This is a genomic window from Roseococcus sp. YIM B11640, assembly GCF_049727625.1.
Classification (GTDB): Bacteria; Pseudomonadota; Alphaproteobacteria; order Acetobacterales; family Acetobacteraceae; genus Roseococcus.
Map to the genome: position 1 here is coordinate 652,366 of NZ_JBBJOZ010000001.1, position 18,017 is coordinate 670,382.

An 18,017-nucleotide genomic window follows, 5' to 3' on the forward strand; every position below is an offset into this window, starting at 1 on the left:
GCCTTGGAGAACTTCACGCCCCTCTCATCCTTGATGGGGGGCGTGCTGATCGGTCTTTCGGCCGCCATCCTCTGGGTGGCGGACGGGCGGATCGCGGGCATCAGCGGCATCCTGGGCGGGCTGCTGCGCCCGAAGCCGGGAGAAACCGGCTGGCGGCTGGCCTTCCTGGCCGGGCTGCTCGCCGCGCCGCTGCTCTACGTCGCCGTGCAGGGCGCGCCCGAGGTCTCGGTCGAGGCCGGGACGGCGCGGCTGGTATTGGCTGGCCTGCTGGTCGGCTTCGGCACGCGGCTCGGCAGCGGATGCACCAGCGGGCATGGGGTGTGCGGGCTGGCGCGGCTCTCGCCGCGCTCCTTTGCCGCGACGCTCGTCTTCATGGCGGTGGCCGCGCTCACCGTCTACGCCTCACGGCACCTGGCATGAGGGTGGCCGCTTCCCTCCTATCCGGCCTGCTCTTCGGGTTGGGGCTGGTGATCTCCGGCATGGCCAATCCGGCCAAGGTGCTGGGCTTCCTGGATGTCGCAGGCGACTGGGATCCGAGCCTCGCCTTCGTCATGGCGGGCGCCGTCGCCGTGGCGGCCCTGGGATTCGCGCTGGGGCGGCGGCGGGGCGCGCCGCTTTACGCGCCCGCCTTCGCCGAGCCGCCGCGCCGCCCGGTGGATGCGGGCCTGCTCGGCGGCGCGGCGCTGTTCGGCCTGGGATGGGGACTCGCGGGCTATTGCCCGGGGCCCGCCCTCGCCTCGCTCTCCTTCGGCGGGGTGACGGCGCTGACCTTCGTGGCCGCCATGCTGGCGGGAATGGGCCTCTTCGCGCTGATCAGGCGATAGGCTAGCGCGCCGTCTCGTCCTTCAGCGCGCCGGCCGCCTCGCCGGCCTCGCTTGGCTTCTTCGCCGGCTTTTCCCGGGCGCGCTCGGCATGGGACTTCACCTCGTCGGCCTGCTTGCCGTAGGCATCGGTGCTGCGGGTGTCGATATCGCCCTTTTTCGAGCTTCCGGGGTTGGGCTTGCTGATGGCCATGGCGATCCTCCTCGGGGGTTCATCTGTCCAACCCCCGGCGCCGCGCCTGGTTGGATCGGACCCTATTTCGTGCCCTTGAGCAGCGCCACGATCGCCATGGCGTGGCCATGGCCGAGCTCGAAATCCTCCTTGAGCCAGGCGACGACCGCGCCGGGCTTGATCTCGGCCCGCAGGCGGCCGCCGGTCATCCAGCCCTTCTCGGCCGCCATGGATTTGAAATCCGCCGGGCTCTTGCCGGTCTTTGCCTGGATATTGTCGAGATAGGCCTGGAACGACATGGAATCCTCCCGGTTCAGCGGTCCTGCCGGAAATAGGGCAGCAGGCTGAGCTTCAGCATGACGATGGGCCAGGCCATGATCGCGGCGCCCAGCAGGACCGAGAGCAGCGCCCCGCCCCAGCCGGGCGCCGCCGCCACGTAGCTCGCGATCCCCAGGGGATAGAAGAGCAGCACCGCCGAGATCAGCCCCGGCGAGAAGCGCCCCCCGAAGCGGATCACGGGCAGGACGTGGAAGAAGGTCGCGTTGATGAGCATCAGTGCGGGGAGGCCGAGGGCCACGGCCGGCAGCTCCGGCGCGATCATGGCCGCCGTCACGCCCAGCACCGCGACCGCGGCGTTGGTCACGTAGAAGGCGGGCCATTCCACCGGGAGGCCCAGCACGTTCCGCGCCCAGTTGCGCCAGTCCAGGACGAATTCCTCGATGACATGCAGGGCATAGGCCGTCGTGCAGAGCCAGAGCAGGGTCGAAAGCGTCATGGGCGGGCCCCGGTTTGCCGCAACCACGCTATGCGTCCCGGGCGGCCCTGGTCCAGCCGGGCTTTGCCCATCCGGAAGGCTGCACCATATTGCGGCCTAAGCATTTCTCCTGGAGTTCCCCCCAGATGAGCGACACCGCCGCGCCCGTCCCTGTCACCGTCCTCACCGGCTATCTCGGCGCGGGCAAGACCACGCTGCTGAACCGCATCCTCACCGAGAACCACGGCAAGAAATTCGCCGTCGTGATCAACGAGTTCGGTGAGCTCGGCGTGGACAACGACCTTGTCGTCGATGCCGACGAGGAGGTCTTCGAGATGAACAACGGCTGCATCTGCTGCACCGTGCGCGGGGATCTGATCCGCATCCTCTCGGGCCTCATGAAGCGGCGCGAGAAGTTCGACGGCATCATCGTCGAGACCACCGGCCTCGCCGACCCGGCGCCCGTGGCCCAGACCTTCTTCGTCGACGAGGATGTGAAGAAGGCCACCAAGCTCGACGCCATCGTGACCGTGGTGGACGCCAAGCATCTGCTCGCCCGCCTCGCGGACAGCAAGGAGGCGGAGGAGCAGATCGCCTTCGCCGACCTCATCCTGCTGAACAAGATGGACCTGGTGAGCGAGGAGGAGGCCGCCGAGGTCGAACACCGCATCCGCGCCATCAACCCGATGGTGGAGCTGATCCGCAGCACCAAGTCCGATGCTCCGATCGACAGCGTCATCGGCCGCGACGCCTTCAACCTCGAGCGCATCCTGGCGCGCGAGCCCGACTTCCTCTCGGGCGACGACGACCATGAGCACGACAGCGAGGTGAACTCGATGTCCTTCGAGGTCTCGCGTCCCATCGACCCCGAGAAGTTCAACACCTGGATGACGGACCTGCTGGCCGCCAAGGGGCAGGACTTGCTGCGGACCAAGGGGATCCTGGCCTATCCCGGCGAGGACCGCCGCTTCGCCTTCCAGGCCGTGCACATGATCGCCGACGGCGACTACATCGGCCCGTGGAAGGAGGGCGATCCGCGCAAGTCGAAGATCGTCTTCATCGGCCGCAACCTGAACCGGCCGCAGCTGCGCCGCGGTTTCGAATCCTGCCAGGTCGAGGCTCCGGCAGCCTGATGTCGGATACGGATATCGAATACCTGCTGGCCGAGCGCGGCGTCGCGCGCCAGCTCGGCGCCTGGGTGGTGGGCCTGGCCTTCGGGCGCGAGGGTCGCTCGCTGCATGCCGGCCTCGGCGACGGGACCGTGCGCGTGGTGAACCTCGCGGCCCGAGACGGCGAATGGAAGACGGTCGAGGCGCATCAGGGCGCCTGCCTCGCGCTCGGCGCCGATTGCAAGGACGGCGCGCTCACGGGCGGCGACGACGGCCGCGTGATGCGCATCTCGCCCGAGGGCGAGGCGGTCGAGCTGCAGAAGTTCGGCAGCCGCTGGGTCGAGCATGTGGCCAGCCACGAGAGCGGCGTGCGCGCCGCCGCCGTCTCCAAGGCGGTGCATGTGCTGAACGCGAAGGGCGAGGTGCTGAAGTCGCTCGCCCATCCCTCCAGCGTCGGCGGCATCGCCTTCGACGCCAAGGGCAAGCGCATCGCGGCCAGCCACTACAACGGCGCCTCGCTCTGGTTCGTCGGCGCGAAGGAGGACAAGCCACGCGTGCTCGACTGGAAGGGCAGCCACGCGGCGATCGCCATCCATCCCGACGGCTCGCATGTCGTGACCGCGATGCAGGAGATGTCGCTGCACGGATGGCGCCTCGCCGATGGGCAGCACATGCGGATGTCCGGCTACCCGGCCAAGACGCACAGCCTCTCCTTCACCGCCAAGGGCAAGTGGCTGGCGACGAGCGGCGCGGAATCCATCGTGATCTGGCCCTTCTTCGGCGGCGGCCCCATGGGCAAGGCGCCGACCGAGCTCGCGGGCGGCGATGCCGTGATCTGCACGCGCGTCGCCTGCCATCCGCAGCACGACATGGTGGCCGCCGGCTTCGAGGACGGGCTGGTGCTGCTGAGCGACATCAACACGGGGCGCGTCCTGCCCGTGGCGCCGCCGGGAGAGGGCGGCATCTCCGCGCTCACCTGGAACGCCAACGGCACGCTGCTCGCCTTCGGCACGGAGAAGGGCTTCATGGGCATTCTGGATCTCGCCGCACGATGAGCGTTCCGATCCTGACGACCAAGCACATGGCCATGCCCGCGCTCGGCCTCGGCACCTGGCCCATGAAGGGCGCGGAGTGCCAGGCGGCGGTGGAAAGCGCGCTCGGCCTCGGCTACCGGCACATCGATACGGCGGAGATGTACGGCAACGAGGACGCGGTCGGCGCCGCGCTCGCGGCCGCCGACGTCCCTCGCGGCGAGATCTTCCTCACGACCAAGATCTGGTGGGACAAGCCGGACGGCCCGAGCTTCCGCGCGGGTTTCGAGCAGTCGCTGCAGCGGCTGCGGCAGCCCTATGTGAACCTGCTGCTCATCCACTGGCCCTCGCCGCAGCTCGACCTGCCTTCCGTGCTGACGGAGATGGCGAGGCTGCAGGAAGCGGGGCTGGCGCGGGCCGTCGGCGTCTCCAACTTCCCGCCCGGCCTGCTGAAGCAGGCGCTCGCGCACAAGATCGCCGAGCTCTCCTGCATCCAGGTGGAGCAGCACGCGATGCTGGGCCAGGACCGTATCCTGGCGCTGGCGGGCGAGGCGGGGATGGTCACGACCAGCTACACCCCGCTCGGCAAGGGCGAGATGCTCGAGGACGAGGTGATCACCGGCATCGCCGACCGGCTGGACGCGACCCCGGCCCAGGTGGCGCTGGCCTGGCTGCTGGCCAAGCCCATGGTGGCGGCGATTCCCAAGGCCCAGGGGCCGGAGCGGCAGCGGGAAAACCTGGGCGCGGCCGAGATCCAGCTGAGCGAGGCGGACATCGCCGCCATCGACGCCCTGCCCAAGAACAGGCGTTTCGTGAACCCCTCCTTCGCGCCTGACTGGGCCGCCTGAATTTCATCGGAGAGGGCGCTTGCGGCCAGCCCGCGAGACGTCCCAAAAAGGGAATGAACCCGGCGCGCCGGGAGGTGCCGCAACGCCTCCCGGCCTTCCGCGTTCTGCGCGCAACTGACGCGTCCCGCGCCCCGAAACCGACGAAAGGCAGAGAACCATGGCCCCACCTGATGATGACGAGGATGAGGTCGACCTGGGTGTGAGCCTCGAGGTGGTCGCGACCGTCGTGGACCTCGCCAACGCCGTGCAGGAGGCCGAGGAAGCCCTGATGGGCGACCCGAAGGACGACGAGGAAGAGGACGAGGACGAAGAGGACGAGATCACCGAGGAGATGCTCACCGACTACATCGATGAGCTGAACGAGGAGGAGCAGGTCGGCCTCATCGCGCTGGCCTGGGTCGGCCGCGGCGATTACGAGCCCGAGGAGTGGGAGGAGGCCGTGCGCCTCGCCACCGAGCGCAACGCCAAGGGCGATGCCAGCGCCTATCTCGCCGGGATGGAAGGCCTGGGCGACCTGCTTTCCGAGGGCGCGGCCGCCTTCGGCCTCTCGATCGAAGAGGTGGAGCGGTAACGTTCCGCCCCCCTGCCTCGGCGCGCCCGGCCTGAACTACCTTTTCAGCCGGGCGAGCCTGTCCTCCCGCGCCGCGGTGACCGCGGCTTCCACATCCTCGGCCAGCATCAGCCGTTCCGCCGCCAGCCGCTCGGCGGCGGCGCGCACGGCGGTGACGTAGGCTTCCGGCGAGGCATAGCGCTCCTCGATGGAAGGCCGGGGATCGCCCGCAGCCTCGCGTTCCGCGCGGGTGGCGGCGAAGGGCACCACGGCGCCGGTGTTGTAGCAGAGCGCGCCGGGCGCGAAGCCCTCGGCGCGGGGGTTCCAGCCGGTATAGGTCGCGCGGGGAACCTCCAGCATCACGTTGCGCACGCCGCCGATGGCATTGCCGTCCGCATCCGCGCGGGGCAGCAGCACGGTGTATTCGCCGCGCACCACCGGCGGCATGACGCTGTTGTCCACCAGCTGGGCCGGGCCATAGGCGCCGCGATAGCCCAGCAGCGGAAGCCCCGCGTAGAGCCCTTCGGCCGGCACCAGCGTGCCCTGGGCGCGCATGGGGTAGCGCGTGGCGGGCGGCTGCACGCCCTCGCGCATCCATTCCTCCATCGCGACGAGCAGCGCGCGCATCGGCGCCCCCGCATGCAGCGGGTTCACCGGCAGCGCGCAGCGGTCGAGCCGCGAGGCCACCGCATCCCCGGCAGAGAAATGCGGATGGCCCGTCATGGCATAGGCCCGCACCTCGGGCGGGAGCTCGACGTGGTTGCCGCGCGTGTCGGTCACCAGCAGCGCGGCGCGGGCACCCCAGAACTCGTACTCGCTGTCCGTCTGCATGATGCGCGGGCAGGTGCCGGAGACGCGGCAGCGCTGCAGCAGCCCGTCGCGCGCGCCGGTCAGGTGGTCCTGCGTCGTGGCATAGGTGAAGGGGAACTGGTCGGCCGGGTAGAGCCGGTCGCCATGCGGCGTGGGGTTGCGGCCGGGCTGGGCGAAGCGCGCATTGGTGAAGGTGCGGCGCGTGCCCGGGATATGCGGCAGCATGGCGTCATAGACCTGGCGTCCGCGCTCATCCTCGTTGAAGCCGAGATAGAGGAAGTCCCGCACGAAGCGGCCGGATTGCGAGACGCCGTGCAGCACCGCGCGGTCCACCGAGACGCGGCCGTTCGCGGCCAGCGGATTGCCCGCGCCGCGCTCGCGCAGCAGGAAGGCGGCGACGTCGCGCATGGCGGCGAAGGCCATGCCCTGCACGCGCGGGTCCTTGGCCGTGTAGGTGAACTCGTAGAGCGCGCCGGCATCGAAGCCCGCCGGCCGCGTGATCTCGATGCGGCTGGGATCGAGGAAACGGAAGGAAAGCCCGGCCGGCGTTTGGCGCGCATCCTCGAACCGGCCGCGCACGGTCAGCGTCGCCCCCTGCTCGCCGGCCGCCGGGTAGGTCAGCGGGACCGTGACCGGGCTGGTCATGTGGTCGAAGAGGAATTCCTCGCGCGAGGCGCCGGTGATGCCGGGCACCACGGGCGCCTCCAGGCGCAGACCCGCGCCGCGGCCCTCGCCGGGTGGGATGTCCGCCTGCCAGCCCACCCAGACGAGGGTGAGGCCCTGGCGCATCAGGAAGCCGTTGCCGGGGTTGGTGCCGTTCATCAGCCCGTTGGCCGGGCCCTCGTTGTAGAGCTGCCCCGCCAGCTCGCGCCCCCGGTTCGGGACCTCGACCAACAGGGTGCCGTTGCCGCGGAAGGGCTCGGCCGGGCGCAGCACCACCACCTCCGCGACGGCCTCGACGCGCCCCTGGGCGTTGCGCGGGGCGAGGGCGATGTCGGCGATGACGGCGTTGCGCGGATCGGTGGGGTCGAGCGCGATGGTGGCGCGGGCGGCCAACCGCTCGTAGCGCCCTGCCTCGCCGAAGGCGCGGCCCTCGAAGGCGGGTTGCGCCGGCCCCGTGGGCTCGAAACGGATGACCTCGGCGGCGGCCGGCATGGCGAGCATGCCGGCACCCAGCGCCAGTGCGGCGGGCTTGAGCATCGGTTCGGAACCTCCCTTTTGGGAGAGGCTAGACCTGCCGCGAGCTTATAAGGAAGTGGCGCCGTCCATCAGGCTCGGGCGCGAGCGCGAGCCTGGCCGCCTGAGCGAGCGAAAGACCCGGGATTCCCTTCAGGAGTTCCTGGGAAAAATCGCCGCCTCGATCATCGCGCAGATCGCATGGCCCAGCACCTCGTGCCCTTCCTGGATGGAGGGCGTGACCGGGCTCGGGATGCGGATAGTGACGTCCGAGACGGCCGCCAGATCCGCCGAGCCAGGCCCATTGCCGGTGAAGCCCACCGCATGGATGCCCTTCTCCCTCGCCGCGCGCATCGCGGCCAGGATATTGGGCGAGCGGCCGGAGGTGGTGAGGCCGAAGAGCACATCCCCCGCCACGCCCAGCGCCTCCACCTGGCGCGAGAAGACGTGCTCGTAGCCGTAGTCGTTGCCGATGGCGGTCAGGATGGAGCTGTCGGTGGTGAGCGCGATCGCCGGCAGGCCGGGGCGGTCGTAGAAGAAGCGGCTCACCAGCTCCCCGGCCCAGTGCTGGGCATCGGCCGCGCTGCCGCCATTGCCGCAGATCAGCACCTTGTTCCCGGCCTTGAGCGCCTGGATGCAGAGATCGGCGGCCGCGTTGGCGGCGGCCAGCATCTCCTGGTCGGCTTCCATCCGCGCCATCAGCCCGGCGGTGTTCCGGATCCAGCCGAGGATCGAGGGGGTCATGGGAGTCCTTTCGTGGCGGATCAAAGCGCGCCGAAGCGATCCATCCAGCCGGTATCGCCGAAGAGGAGAATGTCGTCCCGCCGGTCCGTCCGTGCGAGGGCGCCCCGGAGCGCCGTTTCGACGGCGGCGGGGTTGTCGAGCAGATAGGGCTCGGAGCCCGGGCCGAAGGCGGCGCCGTGGGGGAAGGCCGCGAGGCAGGCCTCCAGCGCCGCGCGCGGGCCCTCGGCCGTGGCGATGAGCTCGCCGAGGTCGAGGCGCAGCAGCAGCGCCGCCCCCCGGGCCAGCAGGAAGGGCGCGAGCAGGGGGGCGCGGAGCGTGGCGCCGGGCTCGGCAAGGCGCAGCAGGTCGAGCCGCGACAGCCCTTCGCGCGCCAGCATCTCGGCCGGATCGCCCATCGGGACGGCGCGGGCCCCGGCGCGCGACAGGCCGTTCTCCACGATGTTGCGCGTCAGTGCCGCCGCGCGGGGCAGGTCGGCCTCATGGGCGACGAGCGCGGCATGGCCGGGCGCGCCGGCGGCGAAGGCGAGGGTGGAGACGCCGATGCCGGCCCCCGCCTCGACGATCACGCAGCCCTCGCCGCCGCCCGGAAGCAGCGCGGCGGCAAGCGCGGCCAGCCGGGGCGCCAGGGCAGGGCCTTGCAGGAATTCGGGCTCGCGGCTGTCGCCATGCAGGGTCACGGGCCGGCCGGCGAGCAGCAGGCGGCGCCGGCGCGGCCCTTCCGGCATGGCGAGGCGCGCCTCGATGGCGGGGGCTTCGAGCAGGACGCGCCGCATCTCCGCCAGGCTGGCGCAGCGCTCGCGCAGCTCCCGCACCGCCTCCTCGGCCGGGAAGCGGCCGTCGCGGAGCGAGAGCAGTGCGACGGCCGCCTCCTCGCTCACCTCGTTCTCGATCCAGCTGCCGCGCGCCGGGAAGCCCTGGCTGGCGGCGAGCGCGATCTCCTGGCTGCCCAGCATGCCTTCCAGCAGCCCGTGCAGCGTGCTCTCCCCGGCCCAGGCGCGGACGATGGCCTCGCTCTCCGGCTCGCGGCCCAGCAGGAAGCGGTAGGCCCAGCGGACCGTGGCGAGGGGAATGGGCTGCGTGGTCAAGCGTGTCGCGCGGCCAGGCCGCGCCGTGTCCGGATCAGGTGCGGCTCCATGCGGATGTTTTCCGCATTGCGATGCCAAGCGTCAAGCGAGTGGGCCGCCCCGCCGGTTCGAGGCGAAGCCAGCGGCGGAGGGCCGAGCCCGGCGTCTGAGGGCGACAGGAATCTAGGCGATCTCCCGGATCAGCTTGCGCCGGACGGCCGTGCCGAAGGCCTCGAAATCCTCGGCGACGATCATGAAGGCGCCGTCGCCGCCGATCACGTGCTGCTGGAAGTACTGGTCGAGCGGCAGGCTCGGCATGCGGCCGAAGGTCGGGCGGTCGTTGATGATGGGCAGGCCGTTGATGACGATGCCCTCGGCCACCGCGTCGTCCCGGGCGGATTCCGCCGGGCGGCCGGAGTTGTTCACCCCGTCGCCCGAGACGTCGATGACGCGGCGCGTGGCCTCGAAGGGCGCCTCCGCCATCACCCGGCGGGAGAAGTCGATGCCGCCGGAAATGGAGGTCCAGGACAGCGAAGCCCGCGGCGCCTCCGCGAGCGCCGAGGCCCATGCATCCGCGTCCGACTGCCGGCCGATGCGCGTCCAGGGCAGCACCAGCCGCTGGTACTCGAAGCCCGCCCATTCGACATAGGCGATGCCGATCGCCCCGATCATCCCGCGCCGGATCACCTCCACCACGCGGGGGTCGCTCACGGCATTGCGGTAGCCTTCGCGCTGGAGCTTGGCTTCGTCCTCGTCGATGGAGCGGCTGACGTCCACCGCCATCACCAGCAGCACGTCGACCGGCTCGGGCTCGGCGCGCGCGAGGCGCGGGGCGAGGGCGGCAGCAGCGGAACCCGTGATCAGAGAGCGACGACGCATGCGGCGAGACTCCATGGGTCGTCCATGGAACCTCTACCGCAATTGCGAATGCAATCCTTAGTTGCGGAGTTATGAAACTGCGGCGACTACCGCGTTGCAAACACGCTCGACTTCGCCCTCGGTCAGGTAGGGGTGCATCGGCAGCGACATGACCTGGTGGCACAGCGACTCGGCCACTGCCAGCGCCGGCGCGGCGGCGAGCCCGGCCGCATGGGCGCCCTGGTAGGCCGGCTGATGGTGCAGCGGCTTGGGGTAGTAGACGCCGAAGGGGATGCCCTGGGCCTTCAGCGCCTCCTGAACCTTCGCGCGCTGCTCGGGGCCCGAGAGCCGGATGGTGTAGAGGCCCCAGGCGCTCTCGGCCTCGTTGGAAAGGCGCTGCAGGCCGACCTTGCCGGTGAGGCGCGCGCCATACCAGGAGGCGACCTTCGCGCGGTCCTTCAGCTCCTGCTCGAAGAGGTCCATCTTGCAGAGCAGGATAGCGGCCTGGAGCGTGTCGAGGCGGCCGTTCATGCCGGTGCGCAGCACCTCGTAGCGCCCGCCGCCCTCGCCATGGGTGCGGAGCGAGCGGTAGAGCTCGGCGCGCTCCGCGCTGTCGGTCAGCAGCGCGCCGCCATCGCCGTAGCAGCCGAGCGTCTTGGTCGGGTAGAAGCTGAGCGCCGTGGCGTCGGCATGCCGGCCCAGGCGCTGGCCGTGCAGCGCGGCGCCGAAGGCCTGGGCGGCGTCGTCCAGCGTGAAGAGGCCGTGCTTCTGGGCGATGGCGCGCAGGGCGGGCCAGTCCGCCGGCAGGCCGAAGAGGTCCACGCCCACCAGCGCGCGGGGCTTCAGCTTGCCCTCCTTCACCACGAGTTCGATGCGGCGCTCGAGATCCGCGAGGTCGATGTTGAAGGTCTCGGGGTCCACATCCACGAAGACGGGCGTGGCGCCGAGCACCAAAGGCACCTCCGCCGTGGCGGTATAGGTGAAGGCCGGCAGGAACACCGCGTCGCCGCGGCCGATCCCCTCGGCCATCATGGCGATCTGCAGCGCATCCGTGCCGGAGGAGACGCCGACGGCATGGGCGCAGCCGGCGAAATCGGCGAGGCGCTTCTCCAGCTCCACGACCTCGGGGCCGTTGATGAAGCGGCCGGAGGACAGGACGCTGGCGATGCGGCGGTCCAGCTCGGGCCGGATCAGCGCCTGCTGGGCCTGCATGTCGAAGAGAGCGATGGGACGGGTCTGTTCGGTCATGGCCGCCTCAGTGCGCCGGGGGGGCGCCAGGATCAAGTCCCGGGTGATTCAAGCTGTGTGACCGAACGCTACATGGGCCCGTCGGCCGGCTCCCCGGACCCGCGCCCGAGAAGATGCGCCGCGGCCCGCCAGGCATGGCGCGCGATCCGCTCCAGATGCCGCGTGGCCTCGATCCGGGCGAAGGCCTCCGTGGCCGTCAGCTCCCCGGGCGCGACGGCGGCGAGGGTGGCGGCGCGCTGCTCCCGCTGCAGGGCCTCCAGATCCCGCGCCGCGCGCTCCGCGGCGTCCAGCGCCGCGCCGATCTCCGGCGAGATGTGCCAGCCGATGGGCTCGGCCTGGGCGCTCAGGGCCGATTCCGCGGCGATCGAGGCGCCGACAGCCTCCGCTCCGCGCATCGCCTGCATGCACAGCGCCACGGTGCGCGGGTCGCGCCCCGCGGCCGGACCCTCGGCGGCGAGGTCCCGCACGAGGCGCGAGGCGTGCTCGAGCGCGTGCAGGGTGCTCGTCATGCGGAGCCGCTCGGCCTCGGAATCCGGCGGGTGCTTCACCCCCGACAGGAAATCCCGCACCGAGGCCAGCGCGGCGGCCGCTTCCGGACTCATGGGCGCCGAACCGCCGGAAAGCCTCGCGGCCGTGCCGGCCGCGGTCGCCGAAAGGATCCGCGCCACCACGCGCCGGGCGGTCTCGACCGCGATCACCGGGTTCGCGAGGGCGCTGGGGTCGAGCGCGCGCTCGAGCGCCGTCTGCCGGGACGGCAGCAGCCGCTCCACCAGACGGGTGAACCATGTCGTGGCCGGCAGCAGCACCGCGACCGCCACGACATTGTAGGCGGTATGATAGGCGGCCAGCAGCGTCATGCCCTCCAGCGACGGGAGGAGGTGGTGCATCAGCCGCGAGGTGAAGGGAAAGGCGGCGACGGCGATGAGGGCCGCGATGAGCTTGAACAGCACATAGGCGAGGGCGAGGCGCTTGGCGGTCGTGCTTGCCCCGATGGCGGCGAGCGCGGAGCTCGTGGCCGTGCCGATGTTCTGGCCGATGATCAGCGCCGCGCCCTGGTCGAGGTCCACCGCCCCGGCCGCGAAGGCGGAGATGGTGACCGCGATGGCGGCCGTGGAGGATTGCATCACCGCCGTCATCGCGAGGCCCGCCGCGACGAGGCCCAGCAGCCCAGCCATGCCCGCGAGCCACCCCACGCCCGGTGCGCCCAGCACGGCGGGCAGGTCCGAGGGGTTCAGGCTTTCCGCGAGCCCGCCCATGCCTTGCTGCAGCGTCGTCAGCCCGTAGAGCACCAGCGCGAAGCCCGCGAGCGCGCCGCCCGCCGCCGCGATCCGCGCGCTGCCCAGCAGCCGCGCCAGCGCCCCGGCGAAGATGAGCGGCAGCGCATAGGAGGAGAGCGAGACGCGCACGCCGATCAGCGCCACCAGCCACCCCGTCCCCGTCGTGCCGACATTGGCACCGAAGACCAGGCCGAGCCCCTGCGGAAAGGTCAGCAGGCCCGCGCTGACCAGGCCGATGGTCGTCATGGTCACGGCGCTCGAGGACTGCACGAGGAGCGTGACGATCGCGCCCCAGAACGCGCCCGAGACCGGCGTGGCCGCCGCCTTGCCCAGCACCGTGCGGAGCGCCGAGCCGGCCATCGCCTTCAGCCCGTCGGTCATCACGGTCATGCCGAGCAGGAACAATCCCACCCCGCCGAGAATGGCGATGGCTGTCGACATGCGTGTTACAGGCTCCGCCCCCAGATCATTCCGGCGCAACATAGCCGGAGCGCCGGTGGCGCCGACAGCCTCAGGGGCCGAGGGTCAGTGCGCCCCGCCGCCTCCCGGCGCGGCCTGCGGCTTGCTCAGCAGCAGCACCAGCGGGATCGCGCCCGCGAAGAGCAGGCTCATCACGATCAGCACGTCGTTATAGGCCAGCACCATCGCCTGCTGCTCCACCATCTGGGCGATGCGGCGCAGCGCGGCGATGGAGGCCTGCGCCTCGCCCAGGCGCGGCGTCAGGGCATTGGCGAGGTTGTCGTACCACTGCGTGGCGGCGACGCGGCCGGAGCTCACCTGTTCCGCGAGATGCAGGCGATGCGCGGCGCCGCGATCGGTCACCAGCGTGTTGATCATGGCGAGGCCCACGGCGCCGCCCAGGTTGCGCATGAGGTTGTAGAGGCCCGAGGCGTTCTTGATGCGCGCGGGCGGCAGCGTGCCGAGCGCGACCTGGTTCACCGGCACCATCACCATCATGGTCCCCACGCCGCGCAGCGCGAGCGGCAGCGCCAGCTCCCAGAAGCCCGAGAGCGTGGTGAGCCCGGCGGTGAGCCACAGCGCATAGCTGGTGATGCCGAGCCCCATGGCGAGCACGACGCGCACATCCATCCGCTGCGCCATCTGGCCCACGATCGGGGCCGCGATGAACATCGCGAGGCCCGTGACGAACATCGTCTCGCCGATCTGCAGCGAGTTGAAGCCGCGCACCCGCCCGAGGAAGAGCGGCACCAGATAGACCGCGCCATAGAGCCCGATGCCGACGATGAAGGCGAAGAGGCTGCCGATGGCGAAATTCGCATTGCCATAGGCGCGCAGATCCACGATCGGCTCGCGCCGCGTGAAGGCGCGCCAGAAGAAGGCGATGCCGGACAGCAGGGCGACCAGCGCGAAGAAGGCGATGGTCTCGTCCTCCAGCCATTCCCAGCGCGGACCTTCCTCCATCACGTATTCGAGGCTGCCGAGGAAGACCGCCATGAAGGCGAGGCCCCACCAGTCGAAATGCGCCAGCAGCCGGCGGTCGCCCTCGTCGATGAACATGGTCCGCCAGACCACGCCGGCGACCAGCAGGCCGACAGGCACGTTGATCAGGAAGAGCCAGTGCCAGGAGAAGGTCTCGGTCAGCAGGCCGCCCAGCGTCGGGCCGATGGTCGGCGCCAGCGTGGCCGTGAGGCCGATGAGCACGGAGACGCGCGTGCGCTGCTTGGCGGGGAAGAGGATGAAGGCGGTGGCGAAGACCGTTGGGATCATCGCGCCGCCCAGGAAGCCCTGCGCCGCGCGGAAGGCGATCATCAGCGGCAGCGACGTCGCCATCGCGCAGGCCAGCGAGAAGACGGTGAAGCCGAGCGCCGAGATGGTGAACAGCACGCGCGTGGAAAGCAGGCGCGAGAGGAAGCCCGAAAGCGGGATCATGACGATCTCCGCGATCAGGTAGGAAGTCTGGATCCAGGAGGCCTCGTCGGGGCTGGCGGCCAGGCCGGCCTGGATCTCGGCGATGCTGGCGGAGACGATCTGGATGTCCAGGATCGCCATGAACATGCCGAGCACCATGACCATGAAGCCCGCGAATTTCGCGGGCCCCACCCCCGCCATTTGCCGGTGCGGCGAGGGCAGGGCGGCGGCGGTGGCCGACATGGGGGCGGCTCAGCGCAGGCCGAGCGTCGCGGCGGCGGCGCCCAGCAGGCCGCGCGGCGCGGCGGGATCGGCGCGCATGTCCACCTCGGCTTCGACCGACAGGCCGGGCCGCAGCAGCGAGGCGTCCTGCCCGGCATCGAGCGCGATGCGGACGGGCACGCGCTGCACGATCTTGGTGAAGTTGCCGGTCGCGTTCTCGGGCGGCAGCAGGCTGAACAGCGCGCCGGTGGCCGGCGCCACGCTTTCGACATGGCCATGCAGCTCATGCCCGCCGACATCCACCGTGATGTGCACGGGCTGGCCCGGGCGCATGCGGTGGAGCTGCGTCTCCTTGAAGTTCGCGACCACCCATTGCCGCTCGGGCGGGGGCGCGACGGCGATCAGGTTCTGGCCCGGCCGCACATGCGCGCCCTGCTGCCCGGAGCGGTTGCCCACGATGCCGGAGAAGGGCGCGCGGATCACGGTATAGGCGAGGTTGCTTTCGGCCAGGGCCAGCTGCGCCGCGGCCTCCGAGCGGCGGCCCCCGGCGGTGGCCAGCTGGCCTTCCAGCACCGGCAGCGCGGCCCGCGCGGCGGCGGCGGAGGCCTGCGCCGCCGTGACGGAGGCCTCGGCCTTGCGGCGGTCCGCCAGCGTGCGGTCGGCGTTCTCGCGGCTGCCGAAGCCCGATTGCGCGAGGGTGCCGTAGCGCGAGGCATCGGCCGTGGCGCGGATGCGCTCGGCCTCGGCCTGCGTCACCTGGGCGTCGGCCGAGGCGATCTGCGCCTGCTGCTGGCCGATCTGCGCGCGGATGGTGGCGATGCCGGCCTCGGCCTGGGCGAGGGCGGCGGCAGCAGCGTCGCGCCGGGCCAGCCAGTCGCGATCCTCCAGCCGGATCAGGGGCTGGCCCTCCTCCACGCGCTGGTTGTCCGTGACCAGGATGGCGGCGACATCGCCCTCGATGCGGGGCCCGAGCAGGACGATGTCGCCCTGCACATAGGCGTTGTCGGTGGATTCCATGTGCCGCCCGACCTTGAACCACCAATTGGCCGTGAGCCCGCTGCCCACCAGCAGGGCGAGCAGCAGGAAAGGCCGCAGGCGCCGCAGGCGCGAGGGCTTGTTCGCCTCGGGCGGGGCGGTCAGGCGGGTCTGGTCGGGAGGGGTCTTGGTGCTGGCATTCATCGTACTGAACCGTTCAGTTCAGCAACGAAGATGGAACGATCGGGTTGCCGCGTCAAGAATGAACTGAACGGTTCAGTTCGTTCTTGAACCGCTGGTCATGCAGGGCCCATAAGAGGGGCATGAGAGAACGCCTCCCCCAACCCGCCGAGCGGTCCCCGAAGTACCAGGCTATCCTGAACGCGGCGGGCGGACTTTTTCTGCGGGAAGGCTACGCCGCCGTCGCCATGGATGCGATCGCGCGGGAGGCCGGCGTTTCCAAGGCGACGCTCTACGGGCATTTCACCGGCAAGGATGCGCTCTTCGGCGCCGTGGTGGCCGAGCGCTGCGCCGCCATGATCGAGCAGGGCCTGCTGGATATCGGCCATGAGATACCGGTGGGCGAGTCGCTACGCCGCATCATGGATTTCTGGCTGCGCTTCATGCTGAGCCCCGGCGTCGTCGGCACCTATCGCATCGTGCTGGCCGAGGGCGGCCGCTTCCCGGACCTGGCGCGCGCCTTCTTCGAGGCCGGGCCCGCGATCAGCCTCGCCTGGGTGCGGGACTGGATGGCGGAGGAGCAGCGGCGTGGGCGGCTGCGGCCGGATTTCGAGCCCCAGGTCGCCGCCACGCAGTTCTTCGCGCTGTTGCGCGGCGCGCTCTACGTCAAGGTCACGCTCGGGCTGATGCCCTCGCCGACGGACGAGCAGATCGCGGCCGAGGTGGAGGCGGCGACCGATACGCTGCTGCGGGCCTTCGCCGCGCCTTGACCCCCGTCCCGGCGGACCTACGCTTCGTCCCGATTCCGGAATAGGTGGCTTGGCATGACCCTGGCGATGTCTTGGGACGAATGGGCGCGGCATGATGCGACGGCGCTGGCGGCGCGCGTCCGCAAGGGCGAGGTGACGGCGGCCGAGCTCGCCGCCCAGGCCGCCGAGGGCGCCGCGAAGGTCGATCCCAGCATCGGCGCGGTGGTCGAGGTCTTCGACGACGCCGTCGCCGACCCGGTCGCGAACGGCACGGCCCCCGACGGCGTCTTCGCGGGCGTACCCTATTTCATGAAGGATCTGGGCCCCACCCTGAAGGGGCGGCTGCAGGAGATGGGCTCCAAGCTCATGCGCGGGAACCGGCCCGCGGCGGACAGCTTCCTCGCGTCCCGCATCCGCAAGGCCGGGCTGAACATCATCGGGCGCAGCACCACGCCGGAATTCGGCACGTGTTCCTCGGCCGAGAATCCGGAGGTCTACGTCACGCGCAATCCGTGGAACACGGGCTTCACCACGGGCGGTTCCTCGGCGGGCACGGCGGCGCTGGTCGCGGCGGGCGTGACGCCCATCTCGCACGCGACCGATGGCGGCGGCTCCATCCGCATCCCGGCGGGGTGGAACGGCAATATCGGGCTGAAGCCGTCGCGCGGCGTCTTCTCCATCGCGCCCTATGGATCGGACCTCGCGAGCGTCGTCTCCATCCAGGGCTGCCACACGCGCACGGTCCGCGACACGGCCGCCTTTGTGGATGCCTGCCGCGGCGGCGCGCCGGGCGAGTTCATGCCCTACTGGACCGTGCCGGAACCTTATACGGATCTGATCCGCCGCGCGCCGCCGAAGCTGCGCATCGCGCTCTCCCACGAATGGGGCGACTACCGCGCGGCGCCGGAGCTGGTGGCGGAGCTGGAGAAGGCCGGGCGCCTGCTGGAGAGCCTGGGCCATCATGTCGAATGGGTGGTGCCGCGCATCGATTTCCACGCGGCCTATGCGGCGCAGACCGCCTGCTACATCACCAATTTCGCGCAGACCATCGCGGCGCTGCTGCGCGGCAGGGGGCTGGAGAAGCCGCCGGCCGACCTCGTGGAGCGCATGAACATCCGCATCTGGGAGGCGGGCATCGGCGCGACCTATTCCGAGCGCACGGCGATGCAGGCGGCGTTCAACGTGACCTCCCGCGAGTTCGGCGCCTGGTTCGAGGAATGGGACATCATCCTCACGCCCATCACCGCGAAGCCCACGCCCCAGGTCGGCACCACGGAATACCTGACGATCGCCGACAATCCCTCGGTGCACGACTGGTTCGCCAATCTCTGGGGGATCTTCGCCTATACGCCGCTGTGCAACCTCGCGGGGATTCCCGGCATTTCGATGCCGATGGGCGAGCAGGCGAACGGCCTGCCCTTCGGCATCCAGGCCATCGGCGGGCTCGGGCAGGACGGGCTGCTGCTGCAGCTGGCGGCGCAGGTCGAGCGCGCGCTGGACGGCAAGTGGAACGGCGGGCGGCGGCCCGCCGTGCATGTCGCGGCGGCGTAGGTCCCAGCT

Annotated in this window: 19 protein-coding genes; 8 read left to right on the top strand and 11 right to left on the bottom strand. The window is 70.9% G+C overall.

Translation table 11 applies throughout. The annotated features are described in order from the left end of the window. Nucleotides 1–3: 3 nt before the first annotated feature. Nucleotides 4–420 carry a YeeE/YedE family protein gene (locus WJM96_RS03310; RefSeq protein ID WP_424810997.1) on the top strand — a complete coding sequence of 139 codons (417 nt, stop codon included), beginning with the start codon at nt 4–6 and terminating at the stop codon, nt 418–420. Beyond that, nucleotides 417–824, top strand: coding sequence for a DUF6691 family protein (locus WJM96_RS03315; protein WP_424810998.1), 408 nt, complete (start codon nt 417–419; stop codon nt 822–824). The genes WJM96_RS03310 and WJM96_RS03315 overlap by 4 nt, the downstream gene beginning before the upstream one ends. A gap of 1 nt (nt 825) precedes the next feature. On the opposite strand, the gene WJM96_RS03320 is transcribed toward WJM96_RS03315, so the two are convergent. From WJM96_RS03320 to WJM96_RS03330, 3 genes are all read right to left on the bottom strand, one after another. Beyond that, a complete protein-coding gene (locus WJM96_RS03320) occupies nt 826–1,014 on the bottom strand; it encodes a hypothetical protein (protein WP_424810999.1) in 189 nt (62 codons plus the stop codon). A 62-nt stretch (nt 1,015–1,076) separates the two neighbouring features. Then, nucleotides 1,077–1,292: a DUF4287 domain-containing protein gene (locus tag WJM96_RS03325; RefSeq protein ID WP_424811000.1), complete on the bottom strand. Its 216-nt coding sequence runs from the start codon at nt 1,290–1,292 to the stop codon at nt 1,077–1,079. A gap of 14 nt (nt 1,293–1,306) precedes the next feature. Next, nucleotides 1,307–1,768: an HXXEE domain-containing protein gene (locus tag WJM96_RS03330; RefSeq protein ID WP_424811001.1), complete on the bottom strand. Its 462-nt coding sequence runs from the start codon at nt 1,766–1,768 to the stop codon at nt 1,307–1,309. Between the two features lie 125 nt (nt 1,769–1,893). On the opposite strand from WJM96_RS03330, the gene WJM96_RS03335 reads away from it, so the two are divergent. The 4 genes from WJM96_RS03335 to WJM96_RS03350 all read left to right on the top strand — a co-directional run bounded on the left by WJM96_RS03335 (nt 1,894) and on the right by WJM96_RS03350 (nt 5,306). After that, complete coding sequence (locus WJM96_RS03335; RefSeq protein WP_424811002.1) at nt 1,894–2,880, top strand: CobW family GTP-binding protein; 987 nt, start codon at nt 1,894–1,896, stop codon at nt 2,878–2,880. Then, complete coding sequence (locus WJM96_RS03340; RefSeq protein ID WP_424811003.1) at nt 2,880–3,911, top strand: WD40 repeat domain-containing protein; 1,032 nt, start codon at nt 2,880–2,882, stop codon at nt 3,909–3,911. Before WJM96_RS03335 ends, WJM96_RS03340 begins: the two co-directional genes overlap by 1 nt. Next, entirely contained in the window at nt 3,908–4,735 is an 828-nt protein-coding gene (locus tag WJM96_RS03345) for an aldo/keto reductase (protein ID WP_424811004.1), read from the top strand. Before WJM96_RS03340 ends, WJM96_RS03345 begins: the two co-directional genes overlap by 4 nt. Nucleotides 4,736–4,892: 157 nt before the next feature. Then, nucleotides 4,893–5,306 carry a DUF3775 domain-containing protein gene (locus WJM96_RS03350; protein ID WP_424811005.1) on the top strand — a complete coding sequence of 138 codons (414 nt, stop codon included), beginning with the start codon at nt 4,893–4,895 and terminating at the stop codon, nt 5,304–5,306. Nucleotides 5,307–5,342: 36 nt separating this feature from the next. On the opposite strand, the gene WJM96_RS03355 is transcribed toward WJM96_RS03350, so the two are convergent. From WJM96_RS03355 to WJM96_RS03390, 8 genes are all read right to left on the bottom strand, one after another. Continuing rightward, the gene (locus tag WJM96_RS03355; protein WP_424811006.1) at nt 5,343–7,295 is read right to left on the bottom strand and encodes an alpha/beta hydrolase domain-containing protein; all 1,953 of its coding nucleotides are present in this window, start codon (nt 7,293–7,295) and stop codon (nt 5,343–5,345) included. A gap of 129 nt (nt 7,296–7,424) precedes the next feature. After that, nucleotides 7,425–8,015 (bottom strand): D-sedoheptulose 7-phosphate isomerase, encoded by a 591-nt coding sequence (locus WJM96_RS03360; protein WP_424811007.1) that lies wholly within the window; start codon nt 8,013–8,015, stop codon nt 7,425–7,427. 20 nt (nt 8,016–8,035) lie between these two features. Then, a complete protein-coding gene (locus WJM96_RS03365) occupies nt 8,036–9,100 on the bottom strand; it encodes a hypothetical protein (protein ID WP_424811008.1) in 1,065 nt (354 codons plus the stop codon). A gap of 162 nt (nt 9,101–9,262) precedes the next feature. After that, a complete protein-coding gene (locus tag WJM96_RS03370; protein ID WP_424811009.1) occupies nt 9,263–9,958 on the bottom strand; it encodes a DUF1194 domain-containing protein in 696 nt (231 codons plus the stop codon). Nucleotides 9,959–10,027: 69 nt separating this feature from the next. Then, nucleotides 10,028–11,185 carry a DegT/DnrJ/EryC1/StrS family aminotransferase gene (locus tag WJM96_RS03375; RefSeq protein ID WP_424811010.1) on the bottom strand — a complete coding sequence of 386 codons (1,158 nt, stop codon included), beginning with the start codon at nt 11,183–11,185 and terminating at the stop codon, nt 10,028–10,030. A 68-nt stretch (nt 11,186–11,253) separates the two neighbouring features. Then, nucleotides 11,254–12,903 (bottom strand): Na/Pi cotransporter family protein, encoded by a 1,650-nt coding sequence (locus WJM96_RS03380; protein WP_424811011.1) that lies wholly within the window; start codon nt 12,901–12,903, stop codon nt 11,254–11,256. A gap of 84 nt (nt 12,904–12,987) precedes the next feature. Then, entirely contained in the window at nt 12,988–14,574 is a 1,587-nt protein-coding gene (locus tag WJM96_RS03385) for a DHA2 family efflux MFS transporter permease subunit (protein WP_424811012.1), read from the bottom strand. Nucleotides 14,575–14,583: 9 nt separating this feature from the next. Further along, nucleotides 14,584–15,732, bottom strand: a complete 1,149-nt coding sequence (locus tag WJM96_RS03390; protein WP_424811013.1) for an HlyD family efflux transporter periplasmic adaptor subunit — start codon at nt 15,730–15,732, stop codon at nt 14,584–14,586. Nucleotides 15,733–15,851: 119 nt separating this feature from the next. Here WJM96_RS03390 and WJM96_RS03395 point away from each other — a divergent pair, with 119 nt between their 5' ends. Continuing rightward, nucleotides 15,852–16,478, top strand: a complete 627-nt coding sequence (locus WJM96_RS03395; protein WP_424811014.1) for a TetR/AcrR family transcriptional regulator — start codon at nt 15,852–15,854, stop codon at nt 16,476–16,478. Nucleotides 16,479–16,532: 54 nt separating this feature from the next. Beyond that, entirely contained in the window at nt 16,533–18,008 is a 1,476-nt protein-coding gene (locus WJM96_RS03400) for an amidase (protein WP_424811015.1), read from the top strand. Nucleotides 18,009–18,017: the final 9 nt, after the last annotated feature.

Bases quoted from the DNA above. Each gene is read 5' to 3' on its own strand.
- WJM96_RS03315 (WP_424810998.1), top strand. From the start codon at position 417: ATGAGGGTGGCCGCTTCCCTCCTATCCGGCCTGCTCTTCGGGTTGGGG.
- WJM96_RS03320 (WP_424810999.1), bottom strand. From the start codon at position 1,014: ATGGCCATCAGCAAGCCCAACCCCGGAAGCTCGAAAAAGGGCGATATC.
- WJM96_RS03325 (WP_424811000.1), bottom strand. From the start codon at position 1,292: ATGTCGTTCCAGGCCTATCTCGACAATATCCAGGCAAAGACCGGCAAG.
- WJM96_RS03330 (WP_424811001.1), bottom strand. From the start codon at position 1,768: ATGACGCTTTCGACCCTGCTCTGGCTCTGCACGACGGCCTATGCCCTG.
- WJM96_RS03335 (WP_424811002.1), top strand. From the start codon at position 1,894: ATGAGCGACACCGCCGCGCCCGTCCCTGTCACCGTCCTCACCGGCTAT.
- WJM96_RS03340 (WP_424811003.1), top strand. From the start codon at position 2,880: ATGTCGGATACGGATATCGAATACCTGCTGGCCGAGCGCGGCGTCGCG.
- WJM96_RS03345 (WP_424811004.1), top strand. From the start codon at position 3,908: ATGAGCGTTCCGATCCTGACGACCAAGCACATGGCCATGCCCGCGCTC.
- WJM96_RS03350 (WP_424811005.1), top strand. From the start codon at position 4,893: ATGGCCCCACCTGATGATGACGAGGATGAGGTCGACCTGGGTGTGAGC.
- WJM96_RS03355 (WP_424811006.1), bottom strand. From the start codon at position 7,295: ATGCTCAAGCCCGCCGCACTGGCGCTGGGTGCCGGCATGCTCGCCATG.
- WJM96_RS03360 (WP_424811007.1), bottom strand. From the start codon at position 8,015: ATGACCCCCTCGATCCTCGGCTGGATCCGGAACACCGCCGGGCTGATG.
- WJM96_RS03370 (WP_424811009.1), bottom strand. From the start codon at position 9,958: ATGCGTCGTCGCTCTCTGATCACGGGTTCCGCTGCTGCCGCCCTCGCC.
- WJM96_RS03375 (WP_424811010.1), bottom strand. From the start codon at position 11,185: ATGACCGAACAGACCCGTCCCATCGCTCTCTTCGACATGCAGGCCCAG.
- WJM96_RS03380 (WP_424811011.1), bottom strand. From the start codon at position 12,903: ATGTCGACAGCCATCGCCATTCTCGGCGGGGTGGGATTGTTCCTGCTC.
- WJM96_RS03385 (WP_424811012.1), bottom strand. From the start codon at position 14,574: ATGTCGGCCACCGCCGCCGCCCTGCCCTCGCCGCACCGGCAAATGGCG.
- WJM96_RS03390 (WP_424811013.1), bottom strand. From the start codon at position 15,732: ATGAATGCCAGCACCAAGACCCCTCCCGACCAGACCCGCCTGACCGCC.
- WJM96_RS03395 (WP_424811014.1), top strand. From the start codon at position 15,852: ATGAGAGAACGCCTCCCCCAACCCGCCGAGCGGTCCCCGAAGTACCAG.
- WJM96_RS03400 (WP_424811015.1), top strand. From the start codon at position 16,533: ATGACCCTGGCGATGTCTTGGGACGAATGGGCGCGGCATGATGCGACG.